The organism is Actinomadura napierensis, assembly GCF_039529375.1.
Classification (GTDB): Bacteria; Actinomycetota; Actinomycetes; order Streptosporangiales; family Streptosporangiaceae; genus Spirillospora; species Spirillospora napierensis.
Window position 1 is genome coordinate 1 of sequence record NZ_BAAAMR010000154.1, and the last position, 17,329, is coordinate 17,329.

Annotated in this window: 15 protein-coding genes and 1 pseudogene; 5 read left to right on the forward strand and 11 right to left on the reverse strand. The window is 73.1% G+C overall.

The features are described from left to right. From ABD296_RS44985 to ABD296_RS45005, 5 genes and pseudogenes are all read right to left on the reverse strand, one after another. Positions 1-561, reverse strand: a pseudogene (locus tag ABD296_RS44985) (bifunctional [glutamine synthetase] adenylyltransferase/[glutamine synthetase]-adenylyl-L-tyrosine phosphorylase); the annotation flags it as partial. Between the two features lie 18 nt (positions 562-579). Beyond that, positions 580-1,941, reverse strand: a complete 1,362-nt coding sequence (locus ABD296_RS44990) for a glutamine synthetase family protein (RefSeq protein ID WP_285915026.1) — start codon at positions 1,939-1,941, stop codon at positions 580-582. Positions 1,942-2,021: 80 nt separating this feature from the next. After that, on the reverse strand, positions 2,022-2,849 hold the full coding sequence (locus ABD296_RS44995; RefSeq protein ID WP_344283070.1) for an amino acid ABC transporter ATP-binding protein: 828 nt from the start codon (positions 2,847-2,849) through the stop codon (positions 2,022-2,024). Next, entirely contained in the window at positions 2,846-3,679 is an 834-nt protein-coding gene (locus ABD296_RS45000) for an amino acid ABC transporter permease (RefSeq protein ID WP_344283073.1), read from the reverse strand. Before ABD296_RS45000 ends, ABD296_RS44995 begins: the two co-directional genes overlap by 4 nt. Beyond that, positions 3,676-4,494, reverse strand: coding sequence for a transporter substrate-binding domain-containing protein (locus tag ABD296_RS45005; RefSeq protein WP_344283076.1), 819 nt, complete (start codon positions 4,492-4,494; stop codon positions 3,676-3,678). Before ABD296_RS45005 ends, ABD296_RS45000 begins: the two co-directional genes overlap by 4 nt. A gap of 183 nt (positions 4,495-4,677) precedes the next feature. Between ABD296_RS45005 and ABD296_RS45010 the strand changes: the two genes are divergently transcribed. After that, the gene (locus tag ABD296_RS45010) at positions 4,678-5,688 is read left to right on the forward strand and encodes a terpene synthase family protein (RefSeq protein ID WP_344283079.1); all 1,011 of its coding nucleotides are present in this window, start codon (positions 4,678-4,680) and stop codon (positions 5,686-5,688) included. 61 nt (positions 5,689-5,749) lie between these two features. Here ABD296_RS45010 and ABD296_RS45015 read toward each other — a convergent pair whose 3' ends face one another. After that, positions 5,750-6,736: an ArsR/SmtB family transcription factor gene (locus tag ABD296_RS45015; RefSeq protein WP_344283082.1), complete on the reverse strand. Its 987-nt coding sequence runs from the start codon at positions 6,734-6,736 to the stop codon at positions 5,750-5,752. Between the two features lie 81 nt (positions 6,737-6,817). On the opposite strand from ABD296_RS45015, the gene ABD296_RS45020 reads away from it, so the two are divergent. The 3 genes from ABD296_RS45020 to ABD296_RS45030 all read left to right on the forward strand — a co-directional run bounded on the left by ABD296_RS45020 (position 6,818) and on the right by ABD296_RS45030 (position 10,463). Beyond that, positions 6,818-8,068 carry an MDR family MFS transporter gene (locus ABD296_RS45020; RefSeq protein WP_344283109.1) on the forward strand — a complete coding sequence of 417 codons (1,251 nt, stop codon included), beginning with the start codon at positions 6,818-6,820 and terminating at the stop codon, positions 8,066-8,068. Positions 8,069-8,103: 35 nt separating this feature from the next. Then, on the forward strand, positions 8,104-9,888 hold the full coding sequence (locus tag ABD296_RS45025) for an NAD+ synthase (RefSeq protein ID WP_344283085.1): 1,785 nt from the start codon (positions 8,104-8,106) through the stop codon (positions 9,886-9,888). A 377-nt stretch (positions 9,889-10,265) separates the two neighbouring features. Continuing rightward, positions 10,266-10,463: a hypothetical protein gene (locus ABD296_RS45030; RefSeq protein WP_344283088.1), complete on the forward strand. Its 198-nt coding sequence runs from the start codon at positions 10,266-10,268 to the stop codon at positions 10,461-10,463. Positions 10,464-10,615: 152 nt separating this feature from the next. On the opposite strand, the gene ABD296_RS45035 is transcribed toward ABD296_RS45030, so the two are convergent. From ABD296_RS45035 to ABD296_RS45045, 3 genes are all read right to left on the reverse strand, one after another. After that, positions 10,616-12,721, reverse strand: coding sequence for a SpoIIE family protein phosphatase (locus tag ABD296_RS45035; protein ID WP_344283091.1), 2,106 nt, complete (start codon positions 12,719-12,721; stop codon positions 10,616-10,618). 194 nt (positions 12,722-12,915) lie between these two features. After that, positions 12,916-13,506: a TetR/AcrR family transcriptional regulator gene (locus ABD296_RS45040; RefSeq protein ID WP_344283094.1), complete on the reverse strand. Its 591-nt coding sequence runs from the start codon at positions 13,504-13,506 to the stop codon at positions 12,916-12,918. 15 nt (positions 13,507-13,521) lie between these two features. After that, the gene (locus ABD296_RS45045) at positions 13,522-15,087 is read right to left on the reverse strand and encodes an MFS transporter (RefSeq protein ID WP_344283097.1); all 1,566 of its coding nucleotides are present in this window, start codon (positions 15,085-15,087) and stop codon (positions 13,522-13,524) included. Positions 15,088-15,314: 227 nt separating this feature from the next. Here ABD296_RS45045 and panB point away from each other — a divergent pair, with 227 nt between their 5' ends. Continuing rightward, positions 15,315-16,166: a 3-methyl-2-oxobutanoate hydroxymethyltransferase gene (gene panB, locus ABD296_RS45050; RefSeq protein WP_344283100.1), complete on the forward strand. Its 852-nt coding sequence runs from the start codon at positions 15,315-15,317 to the stop codon at positions 16,164-16,166. Positions 16,167-16,322: 156 nt separating this feature from the next. Here the strand turns inward: panB and ABD296_RS45055 are convergent, their stop codons facing one another. Both ABD296_RS45055 and ABD296_RS45060 read right to left on the reverse strand, forming a co-directional pair. Next, positions 16,323-17,060 (reverse strand): hypothetical protein, encoded by a 738-nt coding sequence (locus ABD296_RS45055; protein WP_344283103.1) that lies wholly within the window; start codon positions 17,058-17,060, stop codon positions 16,323-16,325. Between the two features lie 10 nt (positions 17,061-17,070). Continuing rightward, a partial coding sequence (locus tag ABD296_RS45060) for a hypothetical protein (RefSeq protein WP_344283106.1) occupies positions 17,071-17,329 on the reverse strand: 259 nt, incomplete at its 5' end.

The window sequence follows — 17,329 nt, forward strand, 5'->3', positions numbered from 1 at the left end:
GTCCGCGCCGCCGATCAGGTCGCGGCCGGCCCGCGACAGCAGCCGCGCCCGGTAGGCGGCTCGCAGCGCGACGAGGGCCTCGTGGCCGGCGCCGGACGCGACGGGGTCGTCCCGGGACGGGTCGGCGCCCACCGCCTCCAGCAGCGCGGCGCGCAGCGCGCCCGCCGCCGGGCCGCCCGCCTCGCCCGGGGTCCCGTCGTCGCGCAGCACCCGCCAGTGCTCGGGGTGCCGGACGAGATGGTCGCCGAGGGCGTCGCTGACCCCGAGGACGGCGGCGAGCCGCTCCCGGGTGCCCGGCTCCCGTTCGAGGGCGGCGCGCAGATCGGCCCCCGCGCCCCGCTCGTCGGCGGACGCCAGCACCCGCAGCAGGCCGTTCAGCGCGAGATCGGGGTCGGCGGTGCCGCCGAGGGCGTCGAGGAGATCGTCACCGATCCCGGCGCCGGCGGCGCGCTCGGCCTCCACCAGCAGCCGCTCGGCCCGCCCGGCGTCGGTGAACCCGAGCCGCGCCAGCCGGCCGGCGAGAGAGGGACGGCGACGGTCGGAGATCCACGGCTCGCTCACGTTCCAACCGTATTCCGGTCAGAGCACCGCCAGCAGCCTCTTGCGCTCGAACTCGGTCACCTGGCGCCGGTAGTCCTCCCATTCCTGGCGCTTGTTGCGCAGGAAGAAGTCGAACACGTGCTCGCCGAGGACGTCGGCCATCAGCTCGCTGCGCTCCATCGCGCGGACGGCCTCGTCCAGGTTCTGCGGCAGCGGCTCGATGCCGAGGGCGCGCCGCTCGGCCGGGGTGAGCGCCCACACGTCGTCCTCGGCGCCCTGCGGGAGCTCGTAGCCCTCCTCGATGCCCTTGAGGCCGGCGCCGAGGATCGCCGCGAACGCCAGGTAGGGGTTCGCGGCGGTGTCCAGGGACCGGAACTCGATGCGGGTCGAGTGGCCCTTGTGCGGCTTGTACATCGGCACCCGGACGAGCGCCGACCGGTTGTTGTGGCCCCAGCAGATGTAGGACGGGGCCTCTCCCCCGGCGCCCGCCGCGGACCCGACGTTGCCCCACAGCCGCTTGTAGGAGTTCACCCACTGGTTGCACACCGCGGTGATCTCCGCGGAGTGCCGCAGCACGCCCGCGATGAACGCGCGGCCGACCTTGGAGAGCTTGAACTCCGCGCCCGGCTCGTAGAACGCGTTGCGGTCGCCCTCGAACAGCGACATGTGGGTGTGCATGCCGGACCCGGGGTGCTCGGTGAACGGCTTCGGCATGAACGTGGCGTGCACGCCCTGGTCGAGCGCGACCTCCTTCATCACCAGCCGGAACGTCATGATGTTGTCGGCGGTGGTGAGCGCGTCGGCGTACCGCAGGTCGATCTCCTGCTGGCCCGGGGCGCCCTCGTGGTGGCTGAACTCCACCGAGATGCCCATCGACTCCAGCATCATGATCGCGTTGCGCCGGAAGTCGTGCGCCGCGCTGTGCGGGGTGTGGTCGAAGTACCCGCCCGCGTCCGCCGGGTCGGGCTCGCGGCCGTCCTCCGGCTTGTCGTTGAGCAGGAAGAACTCGATCTCGGGGTGGGTGTAGAAGGTGAACCCGAGGTCGGCGGCGCGGGCCAGCGCCCGCTTGAGCACGTACCGCGGGTCGGCGAAGCTCGGCGTGCCGTCCGGCATCAGGATGTCGCAGAACATCCGGCCGACGCCGGGCGCCTCCGAGCGCCACGGCAGCACCTGGAACGTGGACGGGTCCGGTTTGGCGATCATGTCGGCCTCGTACACGCGGGCGAAGCCCTCGATCGCCGACCCGTCGAAACCGATGCCCTCGCCGAAGGCGCCCTCCAGTTCGGCGGGCGCCACGGCCACCGACTTGAGGAACCCGAGCACGTCGGTGAACCACAGCCGGATGAAGCGGATGTCGCGCTCCTCCAGCGTGCGGAGCACGAACTCCTGCTGACGGTCCAAAGCCCTCTCCCTCGGTGACGCGGTGCCGGCCGCACTGTCCGGCCCAGCTTGCAGTATGCCCGGACGCTGTTACCGCGACGTTACGCGTTCGCCCCGTCTGAACCGAACTTATCCGACAGACCGGAGCCTTCCACCCGCGCGGCCGCCGGATCGAGCACCCGGGACAGAAAAGCGCGGGTCCGCTCGTGCTCCGGATCGGCGATCACCCGGGACGGCGGGCCCTCCTCGACGACGACGCCGCCGTCCATGAACACCACCCGGTCGGCGACCTCGCGGGCGAACGACATCTCGTGGGTGACGACGAGCATGGTCATCCCCGCCTCGGCCAGGCCGCGCATGACGCCCAGCACGTCGCCGACCAGCTCGGGGTCCAGCGCGGACGTCGGCTCGTCGAACAGCATCACGTCCGGGCCCATCGCCAGCGCGCGGGCGATCGCCACGCGCTGCTGCTGGCCGCCGGAGAGCTTGCCCGGGTAGGCGTCCACCTTGTCGGCGAGCCCCACCCGCTCCAGGTTCTCGCGGGCGATCCGCTCGGCCTCCGCCTTGTCGCGCTTCAGCACCTTGCGCTGCGCGATCGTGACGTTGCCGAGCGCCGTCAGGTGCGGGAACAGGTTGAAGGACTGGAACAGCATGCCGATCCGGCGGCGCACCGCGTCGATGTCGACGTCGGGGTCGGTGACCTCCACGCCGCCGACGCGGACCGTCCCCGCGGTCGGCTCCTCCAGCAGGTTCACGCAGCGCAGCAGCGTCGACTTGCCCGACCCGGACGGGCCGATGACGCACACCACCTCGCCGCGCTCGACGTGGAAGTCGATGCCGCGCAGCACCTCGTTCGGACCGAACGACTTGTGCAGCCCGCTGATCTCGACGGCCCGGCCCGTGCCGGTCGTGTCGTCCGGAGTCGTCATCGCTGCTCCCTGCGCTGCCGCGCCTCCAGCCGCCTGGCCAGCAGGCTCAGCGGGATCGTGATGATCAGATAGCAGATGCCCGCCACGATGATCGGCGTGGTGTTGCCCTGCTGGCCGGCGAGGTCCCGGCCGAACTTGGTGAGCTCGCGCTGCTCCAGCGTGATGCCGAGGAACAGCACCAGCGAGGAGTCCTTGCACAGCAGGACCAGCTCGTTGGTGAGCGGCGGGATGATGATCCGGAACGCCTGCGGCAGGATGATCGACCGCATCGCCCGGCCCTGCGACATGCCGAGCGAGCGCGCCGCCTCCAGCTGCCCCTTCGGGACGGCCTCGATGCCGGCCCGGATCGTCTCGGCCATGTACGCGGCGGCGGCCAGCCCGAGGGCGAGGCCCGCCTGCCCGACCGCGCCGCCCGGGATGTTCGTGCCGGGGAACGCCAGCGGCACGCCGACGCCGACGAAGATGAAGATCAGCAGCAGCGGCAGGCCGCGGAACATCTCGATGTAGCCGGTCGCGAACCACCGGTACGGCAGCACCGGCGACAGCCGCATGAGCGCGATGACCAGGCCCAGCACGAGGCCGATGCCGAACCCGACGGCCGTGTAGACGGCGGTGTTGCGCAGCCCGACGGTGATGATGTCGGGGAACAGGGTCTTCGCGACGCTCCAGTTGGCGAAGTTCGTATGCAGCTGCGGCCAGTTCGCCAGCGAGGCGATCAGCACCACGACGACGATGAACAGGCCGTACTGGCCGCCGAGCGACAGCCGCCGGCGGGCCCGGCGGGACAGCCCGCCGGGCGCCGCGACGGGCGCCGCCTGGTCCGCGGTCACGCCGGCTTACCGGCGGCGGCCGGCATTGGACCGATCCACTTCTCGTAGATCTTCTTGTACGTCCCGTCCTGCTTCGCCTGCTCGATCGCCTGGTTCGTCAGCTCGACCAGCTTCTTGTTGTGGTCCTTGCGGATCCAGAAGCCGTACCGCTCACCGGTGTTGAGGTTCGCGGCGACCTCGTACTTGCTGTTCGCCGGGTCCTTCAGCCAGCCCCTCACGACCGGGTCGTCCTGCACGATCACGTCCACCTGGCCGGTGCGCAGGCCGTCCAGCTCGGCGTTGGAGTTGTCGAACGACGACGGGTCGAAGCCCTTGCCCTTGACGTAGTCCTCGCCGGTGGTGCCCGCCTGCGAGCCCAGCTTCAGCTTCCTGGACTTGACGTCGTCCAGGCTCGTGATGCCGCTGCCCTTCTTGGCCATCAGCGACTGCGTGGCGTCGAAGTAGGGCTCGCTGACGTCCATGAACTTGACCCGGTCCGGCTTGATCGTCATGCCGCCCATGACGATGTCGCACTTGCCGGCGTTCAGCGCCGCGCCCGTCTTCATCGTCTCGAACGGGGTGTCGACGACCTTCTGCGTCACGCCCAGCTTCTTGGCGACGAGGTCGATCATGTCGACGTCGAAGCCGACCACCTTGCCGCCCTGCTCCACCTGGAACGGCGGGTACGGCAGGTGAGTGCACGACGTCAGCGCACCCTTCTTGATGAGCTTGACGCCCTGCACGGTCGCGCCGTCGCTGCCGCCGCACGCCGAAGCGGTCAGCGCAAGGGCGGCGACGCCCGCGCCCAGTGCCCACCGCGTGGTCCGTCTGGACACGTTTCCTCCTGAGTCGAGCTCTTCGCGATCACCGAACTATGCCATGCCGGCCTGGGCGAACGGCATACTCGCCGCTGACCGACCGCGCCGGGCGTTTCCCGAGAATTGACGTTGCGATCATGGTCCGGCCGGACGTTGATCATTAGCGTGGACCGTGCCGTGGACATCTCTCTTCTTCTCTCGATGACCGACCGGGCGGCCCCGCTGGCCGCCCCCTCGGCCATGCACCCGGAGTCCTGGCAGCTGGGCGCGCAGGTGGAGGCCTGGGCGCGCGGCCGCGGCCTGGTGCTCGGAGATCCGGACACCTCGCCGCTCGGCCGCGCCCGCTGCGAGCGGCTGGCCGCCCGCGTCTTCCCGGACGCCGACCTGACCGCCGTCGACCTGTTCGCCCGCTGGCTCACCTGGGCGCTCGCGCTGGACGACACCCTCGACCACCCGCCGCTCGCCGACAGCGGCAGCGCCGTGCACGCCCTGTACGACGACCTGCTGCGCGCGATGCGGCGCGGCCACGCCCGCCCCGGCGCCCGCCCGCTGGAGTCGGCCCTGGTCGAGCTGTGGCAGGCCACGTCCAAGGGGATGAGCCGGGACTGGCGCCGCCGGTTCATGCTGCAGCTGGAGGCGCACCGCGACGGCTGCGCCGAGGAGGCCGTCAACCGGCGCATCCGGCACGTCCCGACGCCGGCGGAGTACCTGCCGCTGCGCCGCCGCGCGTGCGGGCCGTTCCTGTACGACCTGGTCGAGCCGGTGCTCGGCGTCGAGCTGCCCGCCCGGCTGCTGCGCACGCCGTGCTGGCTGACCCTCGCCGAGAGCGTCGCCGACGTCGTCGCCTGGTCCAACGACCTCGCCTCGCACGAGATGGAGAGCGAGCGCGGCGACGTGCACGGCCTGCCCGCCGTCCTGGCCGCCGCGCACGGCCTGCCGCCGGAGCGGGCCGCCGCCGCGGTGGCCGACCGCGTCGCCGCCCGGCTGGAGCAGGCGTGGACGGCGGCCCGCCGGCTGCCCGAGATGCTCGACCGCCTGCAGCTCACGGTCGCGCAGCGCGCCGCCGCCGCGCAGGTCGTCAAGATCCTCCTGGACACCCCGCGCGCGCACCTGGACTGGCTCGCCGAGTCCGGCCGCTACGAATCCGCCGCCCCCGCCCAACTCCGATTGGATGCGCTATCTGATTGCAGAGCCCTTGGCGTCGGGCGCTAGAGCGCCCTCCTTCGGCGGGCCCTGCGGCGATCGCTGCGCTTGAGGTCGTTGCGGGCTGAGGTCAAAGAGCTGCGCGGCCGGCGCCGTCGGCCAGGGCATCACCGCTCGGGGTGCGGGCGTAGAGGACGCGGCGGCCCAGGCGGTGGCCGGTGACCAGGCCGCAGGCGCGCAGGACGCCGAGGTGCTGGCTGACGGCGCCGGCCGTCACGCCCATCCGTCCGGCCAGCTCCGTCGTGGACGCGGGCGTGGCGAGCGCGGTGAGCAGTTCGGCGCGGCGGCGGCCGATCAGCGCGGCGAGAGCGCGCGGGCCCGCGCCGCGGTCGCGGCCGGTCTCCCACAGCGTCGCGACGCCGTTCGGCGGGTAGCTGAGCATGGGCTGGTAGGGCGGCACCATCACCGACACGTTCGGCCACACGAACGCGCTCGGGACCAGCAGCAGCCCGCGGCCCAGCAGTTCGCCGCGGAAGTCCCACCGTCGGTCGACCGTCAGGGTCCCCGAGCGCCAGGAGACGTCGTCGTGCAGGTCGCCGAACACCCCGGCGGTGCCGTGCGCCGCGAGCGCGCGGGTGCGGCGCAGGACGTCCCCTTCGAGGAGGTCGCGCAGCCGCGGCCAGTGCGGTTCGACGGCGGCGGACCAGTACCGCTCCAGCAGGCCGACGAGCGTCTCCAGGGTGCGTTCGGGTGCGGCGGCCATCGCGAGGCGCGCCGGGTCCGCGCGGCGCCCCGGCTCGGTCCAGCGCAGCTCGTCCGCGACGACCTCGGGCGGCGTGTTGCGGACGATCTCCAGTTCGGCGTCCAGATCGGGCAGCGGCGTGTCCGGCGGCGGGGTGAGGAAGTCCGGGATGTACCCCCAGGACGGGACGGCCGCCATCAGCGGCCCCATGTCGAGGCCGCGCAGCCGGGGCCGGACGCCGTGCACCCATGGCAGGTGCAGCGCGTGGCCCGACGGGTCGGTGAGCACCCGCAGGCTGCGGACCAGCTCCCACAGCGGCGAGAACGCGAACCGGACGCGGGCGGCGTCGTCCGGCGCGAAGACGAACTCGATCACCGCGCAGCACCGGTCATTTAGCCCACACTAAATCAATGCCGCCGTCCGTCGCGTTCCCGGACCATCGTGCAAGTGACCACCATGGACGACACTCCTGTCGGTCCCCCGCCGGGCCGGATCGCGGCGTTCCTGCGGCCGCGGGTCGGCGGCCTGCCCCGGACGTTCTGGGTGCTGTGGGCGGGCTCGCTGCTCAACCGGCTCGGCACGATGGTCGAGCCGTTCCTCGGCCTGTACCTGACCTCGGCGCGGGGCCTGTCGCTCGGGCAGGCGGGCGCGGTGATGGCGGTGCTCGGCGCCGGCTCGTTCGGCGGGCAGATCGCGGGCGGCGCGCTCGCCGACCGGCTCGGCCGGCGCGTGACCCTGACCGGCGCGACCGTCGGCACGGGCGCGGCGATGCTGGCGCTCGGGAACGCGCACGGGATCGCGATGATCACGGTGGCGGCGCTCGTCCTCGGCCTGCTCCTCGACATGTACCGGCCCGCGGCCCAGGCGATGGTCGCCGACATCATCTCCCCGGCGGAGCGGCCGCGCGCGTTCGGGCTGCTGTTCTGGGCCGTCAACCTCGGCTGGGCGTTCTCGATGGTGCTCGGCGGCACCCTCGCCCGCGAGGGCTTCCAGCTGCTGTTCTGGATCGACGCGCTCACCTGCGCGGCGTTCGGGCTGCTGGTGTGGCGCGCCGTCCCGGAGACCCGGACGCGCGCCGACGGCCGGGACGCCGCGCCGGGCGGGTTCGGCCGCGTGCTGCGCGACCGGGTCATGGTCGGCTACGCGATGGTCATGCTGTGCTACACGTTCGTGCTGATGCAGTGCATGACGACGATGCCGCTGGCGATGCGGGAGGTCGGGCTGGGGCCGCAGGACTACGGCATCGCCTTCGCCACCAACGGCGTGCTGATCATCGTCGTGCAGCCGCTCGTCGGCGCGTGGCTGAGCCGGCACGACCACAGCCGGGTCCTGGCCGCCGGGTTCGTGCTGGTCGGCGCCGGGTACGGGCTCACCTCGCTGATGTCCTCGCTGCCCGGCTACGCCGCGGCGATCCTGGTGTGGACGCTCGGCGAGATCATCGCCGCGTCCGTGCTGCAGGCGGTCGTCGCCGACCTCGCGCCGCCGCACCTGCGCGGCCGCTACAGCGGCCTGTACGGGATGGCGTGGTCGGGCGGGTTCCTGCTGGCGCCGCTCGGCGGCACCCAGTTGCTCGGCGCCGGCGGGCCGGCGCTGCTCTGGCCGAGCTGCGCCGCCCTGGCCTTCACCGCCGCCGCCGGGCAGCTCGCGCTCGCCCCGGCGATCCGGCGGCGCCGCGCCGCGGTGATCGACACCACCTTTTCGTCATAGTGACGACACCCCTGCGGCCGAACTAGGCTGGAGCCGTGGCACAGCTCAGGATCGCGCTCGCGCAGGTGAACCCGACCGTCGGCGACCTCGGCGGCAACGCCGACCTGATCGTGGAATGGGCCCGCCGCGCCGCCGCCGCGGGCGCGCACCTGGTCGCCTTCCCCGAGATGATGCTGACCGGATACCCCGTCGAGGACCTCGCGCTGCGCGCGTCCTTCGTCGAGGCGTCCCGGCGCGCCCTGGAACACCTCGCCGCGCGCCTCGCCGACGAGGGCCTCGGCGACCTGCCCGTCGTCACCGGCCACCTCGACCGCCCGCCGGTCGGCCTGGTCCGCGCCGGCCAGCCGTCCGGCCTGCCGCTGAACGCCGCCGCGTGGCTGCACGGCGGCGAGGTGCTCGTCCGGTCGGCCAAGCACCACCTGCCCAACTACGGCGTGTTCGACGAGTACCGCATCTTCGTGCGCGGCGACCGGCTGCCCGTGGTCCGCGTCCACGGCGTCGACGTCGCCACCGCCATCTGCGAGGACCTCTGGCAGGACGGCGGCCCGGTCAGCGTCGCCGGCGAGGCCGGCGCCGGGCTGCTGCTCGTCCTCAACGCCTCCCCCTACGAGCGCGACAAGGACGACGTCCGCCTCGGCCTGTGCGCCGGACGCGCCCGCGAGGCCGGCTGCGCCCTCGCCTACGTCAACATGGTCGGCGGCCAGGACGAGCTGGTCTTCGACGGCGACTCCGTCATCGTCGGCCCGGACGGCTCCCTGCTCGCCCGCGCCCCCCAGTTCACCGACCACCTCCTCGTCGCCGACCTCGCGCTGCCCGCCGCCGACCCCGCCGCCGAGCCGGGCCGCACCCCGGTCGACGCCCACGACGGCACCACCATCACCATCGACCGGCTCGAACTGTCCGCCGACCCGCTGCCCGCCTACCCGGTCGCGCCGCAGACCGTCGCCGAACCCCTCGACGACATGGCCGAGGTGTACGGGGCGCTCGTCCTCGGCACCCGCGACTACATCCGCAAGAACGGCTTCCGCTCGGTCGTCCTCGGCCTGTCCGGCGGCATCGACTCCGCCCTCGTCGCCACCATCGCCTCCGACGCCATCGGCCCGGAGAACGTGCACGCCGTCCTGCTGCCGAGCCGCTACTCCTCCGAGGGCTCCGTCACCGACGCCGAGGACCTCGTCAAACGCCAGGGGATCAACGCCCGGACCGTCCCGATCGCCGCGATGGTCGAGGCGTTCGAGGCCGAACTGGACCTGCACGGCCTCGCCGCCGAGAACCTCCAGGCCCGCATCCGCGCCAACGTCTGGATGGGCCTGTCCAACGAGCACGGGCACCTCGTGCTGACCGGCGGCAACAAGAGCGAGCTCGCCACCGGCTACTCCACCCTCTACGGCGACTCCGCGGGCGGCTTCGGCCCCATCAAGGACGTCTTCAAGACCACCGTCTGGGACCTCGCCCGCTGGCGCAACACCCAGGCCGGTGCGGACCTGCCGTTCCTGCACCCCTTCGCGCAGGAGCCCATCCCGCAGGTGATCATCGACAAGGAGCCGTCCGCCGAGCTGCGCCCCGGCCAGCGCGACATCGACAGCCTGCCCGACTACTCCGTCCTCGACCCGCTCCTCGCCGACTACGTCGAGCGCGACCTCGGCCGCGACGCCCTGGTCGCCGCCGGCCACGACCCCGCCCTGACCGACCGCGTCATCCGCCTGGTCGACCTCGCCGAGTACAAGCGCCGCCAGTACCCGCCCGGCCCCAAGATCACCCCGAAGAACTTCGGCCGCGACCGCCGCCTCCCCATAACCACCCGCTGGCGCGAGGGCTGACCCTGCTTACCCAGGGGGGCGACCCCCTGGAACCCCCGTCACGACCGACAGGCCGGGCGCCCGGGACGGTCGTCGTGCTCGGCGGGTGCCGGCACCGGCCCGGCATGGTCCTCGGCCCGGCCGGTCTCGGCGGGCCCGGCTGGGACCGGTGGCTCGCACCGTTCTTCTGGGACCGCGTGACCGTCCGCGTCCGGGCGGACCGGATCATCGCGTTCCCGGACCGACGGTGCGCCGTGGCGCCCACCGTCGTCGGACGACCGCTCCCGGGCGGACCACCGCCGCCGCAATGACCGCCGGCCAAGGGGACCGGGCCGCGCGTCGACCACGAGCGCGCCGCGAAACAGCTGCGCGCGCTGCCGCACCGGCTGCTCGGCCGGGTGGGAGCCGACGGGTATCCCGTCGTCGCGCCGGTCGAGGTCACCGCCACCACCCGCGACGGAATCGTCCTGGCGGCGCCCGGGTCCTTCATGGCGCCCGCCGGACGCCGCGCCGGCCTGACCGGACACGGATTCACCGCCGGGACCACAACGGGACCGCCACCGTCCTCGATGACGACAACGCGAAACAGCGGCTGAAGCGGCTGCCCCGGATGAACAGCGCGCTCGTCCGCCTCATCGGCACGGAGCTTCGGACGGTCCGGATCGACCTCGACGGCACGGCACGGCCTCACCGGCACGGAACGGCGCGCTGACCGGGCGGCGGAGGGCGCCGCGGCCCGGCGCGGGCGTTACTCCCTGTGGTGGCTTTCGCCGGGCCAGGCCGAGTCCAGGTCGACCGGGTCGGGGTCGATGCCGGGGACGGTCTGCTCGCACCAGACGACCTTGCCGGCGGCGGTGCGGCGGGTGCCCCAGCGGTGCGCGAGCTGGCTGACGACGAGGAGGCCGCGGCCGTTCTCGTCGTCGTCCTCGGCGCGGCGCAGCCGGGGCAGCGCGGCGGACCGGTCCAGAACCTCGCAAACGAGGGTGCGCTCGAAGAGCAGGCGCAGCTCGATCGGGCCGGGGGCGTAGCGCAGGGCGTTGGTGATGAGCTCGGACGCGAGGAGCTCGGTGGTGTAGTCCAGCTCCTCCAGGTCCCACTCCGCCAGTTGGGTGCGGACGAGGCCGCGGGCGCGGCGGACGGCGGCGGGGTCGGCGGGCAGCGTCCAGGAGACGAACCGGTCCTCGGGGATGCGGCGCAGCCGGGCGATGAGCACGGCGATGTCGTCGCGGTGCTGGTCGGCGTAGACGCCGGCGAGGGTCGCCTTGGCGAGGTCCTCCATCGGGCGGTCGACGGCGCCGGGCCCGAAGATGCCCTTGAGGCGGGCGAGGCCGTCGTCGATGTCGCGGCCGCGGTTCTCGACGAGGCCGTCGGTGTAGATGACGAACAGGCTGCCGTCCTCGACGGTGAACTCGCGGCTCTCGATGGCGGTGCCGCCGGCGACGCCGAGCGGCGGCGCGGGCGGGACGGTGAGGTACTCGGTGTCGCCGGACGGGCCCGCCAACAGCGGCGGCAGGTGCCCGGCGGAGGCGATCTCGATGGTGCCGGTGGTGGCGTCGTAGACCGCGTACACGCAGGTGGCGAAGTGCGGTTCCTGCTCGCCGAGCTCGATCATCAGCTCGTGCATGACGTGCAGGGCGTCGGCGGGCGGCAGTTCGAGGTTGGCGAGGGTGTGCAGGGCGGTGCGCAGCCGACCCATCGTGACGGCGGCGCGCACCCCGTGCCCGGCGACGTCGCCGACGATGAGCGCGACGCGGGCGCCGGGCAGCGCGATCGACTCGTACCAGTCGCCGCCGACCTCGACCAGCTTGCTGCCGGGCAGGTAGCGGTGCCGGACCTCGACCGAGGACGGCGCGGACAGCCGCAGCGGCAGCAGGCTGCGCTGCAGCGCGAGCGCGGTGGAGCGCTCGCGGCTGAACTGCCGGGCGTTGTCGATGACGATCGCGGCGCGGGCGGCGAACTCCATGCCGATCTCGACGTCGTAGGCGTCGAACTTGCGGAAGCCGGGGATGCGGGTGCAGGCGATGAAGCCGAGCAGGGTGTCGCGGGCGATCATCGGCAGCAGCACCATGGAGACGCCGGCGAGCAGGTCGCCGGCGGGGCGGCGGCGCCACTTGTCGCCGATGTCGCCGGCCGCGTCGGCGTCGATGTGCGGCAGGTGGACGGGCTGGGCGGTCTCCATCACCTGGCGGTAGGGGGTGCCCTCGGGGAACACCAGCACCTCGCCGACGGGGAAGGTGGCGCCCCAGGCCGGGTTGCCGTCGTCGGAGGTGACGGCGATGCGGCGCAGGACGGCCGCGCCGGACTCGCTGTGCACCTCGTCGGCGGCGACGAGGCTCTCCAGCACCAGCACGGACGCGGCGTTGCAGTAGTGCGGGACGACGACGTCGACGAGTCCGCGGGCGGACTGGTCGAGGTCGAGGGACGCGCCGAACCGGGTGAGCTGGTCGTCCATCAGGGCGCGCCGCATCAGGGCCGGGTCCTGGTAGCGCTCGCTGGGCGGCAGCGGCACCCGGACGTACAGCAGGCCGGCGGGGCCGGCGCCGGTCTCGCCGCCGAGCATCGGCTGGGCGGTGACGACCGCGTCCGGGGACGGGCCGCCGTCACCGCGCGGGACGGCCAGCACGGCGGTGCGCTCCTGGCCGGCGGCCAGCGCCTCCAGCAGCGTCTCGAGCTCGGCCTTGGCCTCGTCGGCGACGAGGTCGGCGGCCAGGCGGCCGATCAGCTCCTGCGGGGCGCGGCCGATGACGGCCGCGGCGTTGGGACCGCACTGGACGACCCGCCGGGCCCCGTCCACGCCCAGGACCAGGGTCCGGGACGCCGAATCGGTGGCGGGCGCATCGCCTCGCGGCGCCATGACGGATCTCACCTGACGCGCTCCAGACAGCCGGTCGTCTCAGCACTACCCAGCGACAGTATGGGGCATGACACGTGATCGGCGGGAGAAGATCACGGTTACGGGGCCGAAAACCGTGCGGTACGCGGGTTCCCGGTCGCCGTCTCCCGAGGGAGCGGGCCCCCGGCGCCCCCGGGCGGAGGCGCCGGATCCGGTCAGGACGGCGCGCCGATCCCCCTCATCAGGGAGTCGACGACCGCCTCCGCGTACCCCTCGGGGAAGGCGTCCTGCGGGGTCTTGGTGGACAGCGACCCGGTCAGCATCGAGATGCCGACCTCGACGTCGACGTCGGCCCGCAGCTCCCCGGTCTCGATGCCGCGCCGCAGCACCTCGCGGATGACGGCGCGGCGCGGCTCGATGACGTCCTGCTTGTACCGGGCGTACAGCTCGGGGTGCTTCTCGGCGCTGCCGACCACGTTCCAGAAGCAGCGGGAGTAGCGCTTCTTGCGCTCGGCGGCGAAGGTCCGCGCGATCTCGTTGAGGTCCTCGCGGACGGACGCGCCGGACGGCCGGGGCAGCTCGCCCTTGGCCGCGCCGAGCGCGTCCACGATCAGCGCCTCCTTGCTGGGCCAGCGCCGGTAGATGGTCGTCTTGCCGACGCCTGCCCGGGCGGCCACCGCCTCGATGGAGACGCCGGCCACCCCGGACTCCGCGGCGAGCAGGTCGAGGGTGGCCTCGATGATGGCCTTCTCGGCCCGCTCGCTGCGCGGACGTCCCGGCGCGCGGTTGGTCGTGGTGTCGTTCATGGCATGCTCACGCTCTCACACGCGGGCCTTCTCCGGCTCCGGGGCCGGAGCCTGCTCCTCCACCGCGGGGGCGGCGGCGCGTCCGGGCATCCACTTCAGGACGACCAGGGCGCCGAGGAACGACACGACGGCGGCGGCGATCGACGCGGTGTGCATGGCGTGCACGAACGCGGTGTCGGCGGGGCCGACCAGGCCCTGGCCCGCGGTGCCCATCCGGGCGGCGACGGCGTGCGCGCCCTCGATGGACTCGCCGGCGGCCTCGCGGGCGCCGGCGGGCAGCGCGGCGAGCCGGTCGTGCAGGTCGCCGCGGTACACCGACGCGACGACGGAGCCGAGGACGGCGACGCCCATCGCGACCGCGACCTGCCGGGCGACGTTGTTGACGGCCGATCCGGCGCCCGCCTTCTCGCGGGGCAGCGCGGACATGACCGACTCGGTCGCGGGCGGCATCACGTTGGCCATCCCGGCGCCCTGCACGAAGAAGATCACGCCGAGGATCCACATGGGGGTGTCCGTGCCGACGAACTGGTAGCTCGCCAGCGCGACGGTGACCAGCAGCAGCCCGGACGTGCAGACGGCCTTCGCGCCGAACCGGCGGACCATGCCCGCGCTGCGCGGGGAGAAGATCAGCTGGGCGGCGGCGAAGGGCAGCACCATCGCGCCGGACTCCAGCGCGCTGAGCCCCCGCACGGACTGCATGTAGAAGCTGGTGAAGAAGAACACGCCGGTGGCCGCGAAGAAGCACAGCGCGATGGACGCGACGGCGGCCGACATGCGGGCGTCCTTGAAGAGCCGGACGTCGAAGGCCGGCGAGGCCGTGTGGGCCTCGTGCCAGACGAACAGGGCGAGGACCGCGAGGCCGGCGAGGATCGGGCCGAGGGTGCTCAGGGCCAGCCATTCGCCCTTGTCACCGCCCTGGATGATGCCGTACGACACCACGACCAGGCCGACGACCGACAGCACGACGCCGATCGGGTCGAGCCGTCCGGGGCTGGGATTGCGCGACTCGGGCACCAGGAACGCGATCAGCGTGACGCCGGCGATGATGACCGGCACGTTGATGAGGAAGACCGAGCCCCACCAGAAGTGGGCGAGCAGCAGGCCGCCGGTGAGCGGGCCGATGGCGACGCCGAGGCCGACGGCGCCGGCCCAGATGCCGATGGCGCGGGCGCGCTCGTGCGGCTCGAACACGTTGGAGATGATCGACAGCGTCTGCGGCATGATCGCGGCGCCGCCGAGTCCCATCAGGGCGCGGGCGTAGATGAGCTGGTCGGGCGACTGCGCGTACGCCGACGCCAGCGAGGCGAGGGCGAACACCGCCATGCCGCCCATCAGCACGCGCTTGCGGCCGATCCGGTCGCCGATGACGCCGAAGGTGAACAGCAGGCCGGCGAAGACCAGCGTGTAGGAGTTGATCGACCACTCGAGCTGGCTCTGGGTGGCGCCGAGGCCCTTCGCCGGGTCGGCGATGGTCTTGAGCGCGACGTTGAGGATGGTGTTGTCGAGCACCACCACCAGCAGGCTCACGGTCAGGACGCCGAGGATGTACCACCGGCGCCGCTGGACGGTCTGGGAGTCCACAGTGCTCCTTGGATCGTGGACGGGGGGAATGCGATACGGCTACGTCTCGTTTCGTAAGGAACGTACGCCGCCATGCATCGATACGCAACCGTAGCGTTTCGTATTTTGTTCCGGCCGGGCGCCGGAAAGATCCGGGAATCTCGGGGGCTACCCGAATCGTTTTCGAAGTGGCACCATCGGATCCGTCTGGGTACGCCACCGTGGCGCCTCAAGACCGGAGGTTCTGCATGTCTTCTTCTGTAGCGCCGCCCGCACAGCCGACCGCACTGTACGGCGGTACCGGCGGGCGACGGGTCACCGTACGCGACATCGCCGCCGCCAAGGAGCGGCACGAGAAGTGGCCGATGCTCACCGCCTACGACGCCCTCACCGCGCGGATCTTCGACGAGGCCGGCATCCCCGTGCTCCTCGTCGGCGACTCCGCCGCGATGGTCGTCTACGGCTACGACTCGACCATCCCGGTCACCGTCGACGACCTGATCCCCCTCGCCGCCGCCGTCGTCCGCGGCTCCAAGCGCGCGATGGTCGTCGCCGACCTGCCGTTCGGCTCGTACCAGACCGGCATCCCCGAGGCGCTCGCGGCCGCCACCCGCTTCCTCAAGGAGACCGGCGCGCACGCCGTCAAGGTGGAGGGCGGCCGCCGGATCCTGCCGCAGGTCGAGGCGATGGTCGCCGCCGGCATCCCGGTGATGGGCCACCTCGGCCTCACCCCGCAGTCGGTGAACGTCTTCGGCGGCTACCGGGTGCAGGGCCGCGGCCAGGCGGGCGAGGAGCTGATGGCCGACGCCAAGGCCCTGGAGGCCGCCGGCGCGTTCTCCGTCGTGCTCGAATGCGTCCCCGAGGACCTCGCCGGCCGCGTCACCTCGTCGCTGTCCATCCCGACGATCGGCATCGGCGGCGGTAACCAGACCGACGCCCAGGTGCTGGTCTGGCAGGACATGGCCGGGCTCACCCCGCACACCGCCAAGTTCGTCAAGAAGTTCGCCGACATCGGCGGCGTGCTCAGCGACGCCGCCCGCACCTACGCCGAAGAGGTCGTCAGCGGCGCCTACCCGGCCGCCGAGCACACCTACCACTGAGTCCGCGGCCCGGAGGGCGGGTCATGCCGCCTCGGGCCATGAAGGCCAGCCCCGGTCCCGTCACCGACCCACCCCGGTGACGGGACGACCGCCCGTGCGGTCGCGTCTCGCCCGGCGCGACCGCGCGGGCGTTCCCATCGCCACGCCGGTTCCGGGTCACTGGTCGGGGTTCGAGCGCGCCATCTCGGCGTGCTGGTCGCCGTCGCCGCCCGCGCGGGCCTGGCCGTTGCGCGGCAGCGGGACGCGGGACGGCGCGTCCGCCAAGATCTCGTCGCGCAGCGTGTCGACGGCGGCGCGCAGCACGTCCGGACCCGCCACGTTCATCAGCAGCAGCCCGAGGTTGAGGGCCATCTGCCCGTCGGTCATCTCGCTGCCGGCCAGCGCGTCCACGGCGGTGCGCAGGTCCGCCTGGTCCTCGGCGGAGACGTTCTGCAGCAGGCCGAGGCAGTACGCCGGCAGCGCCAGCCGCGACTTGGCGAACGAGACCCCGCGCATGATCTCCCCCGCCTCCTGCGCGCGGGTCTTGGCCTGCATCCGGTCGACGCCGCGGTCCGCGGCGGCCAGCAGCGAGGTCAGCAGCGTGCTCGGCCCGACCGCGACGTCCTCGTCGCCGACGCGGACGGTGAACACCGCGCTGCGGAACACCATCATCGAGCCGAGGCTGGCGACCAGCACCTGCGTCGCCGCCGCCACGTGCGGCGACGTCACCCCGAAGCGCCAGCCGAAGGTGTGCAGGAGCAGCAGCGACCCGGCGCCCGCTCCCCCGTTGATCAGCACGTACGCCCAGGTGCTCGGCACCCGGACCAGCGTGGTGGGGCGGTCCCGGTACCGGCTGACCAGCTCGGCGACGCCGACCAGGCAGCTCAGCGAGACCGCGACCAGGTATCCGGCCATCCGGCTCCGATCACCGCCCGGTCAGCCGGACGACCTCGTCGATCTCCCGCTCGATCGCGACCAGCCCCCGGTCGTGCAGCCGCTCGACCGCGTCGGCCACCTCCAGCAGCCCGAGCCCGGTCGCGTGCCTGATCTCCGCCAGCGACAGCGGCCCGCTCGCCGACCGCAACTGGTCGAGCACCCGGACATGGGCGTCATCGCCGCCGGCGCCGCTCGCGCCCGCATCGCCGAGGTCGCCCCGCGCGCGCGGGGCCTCGGGGGCGCCCGGC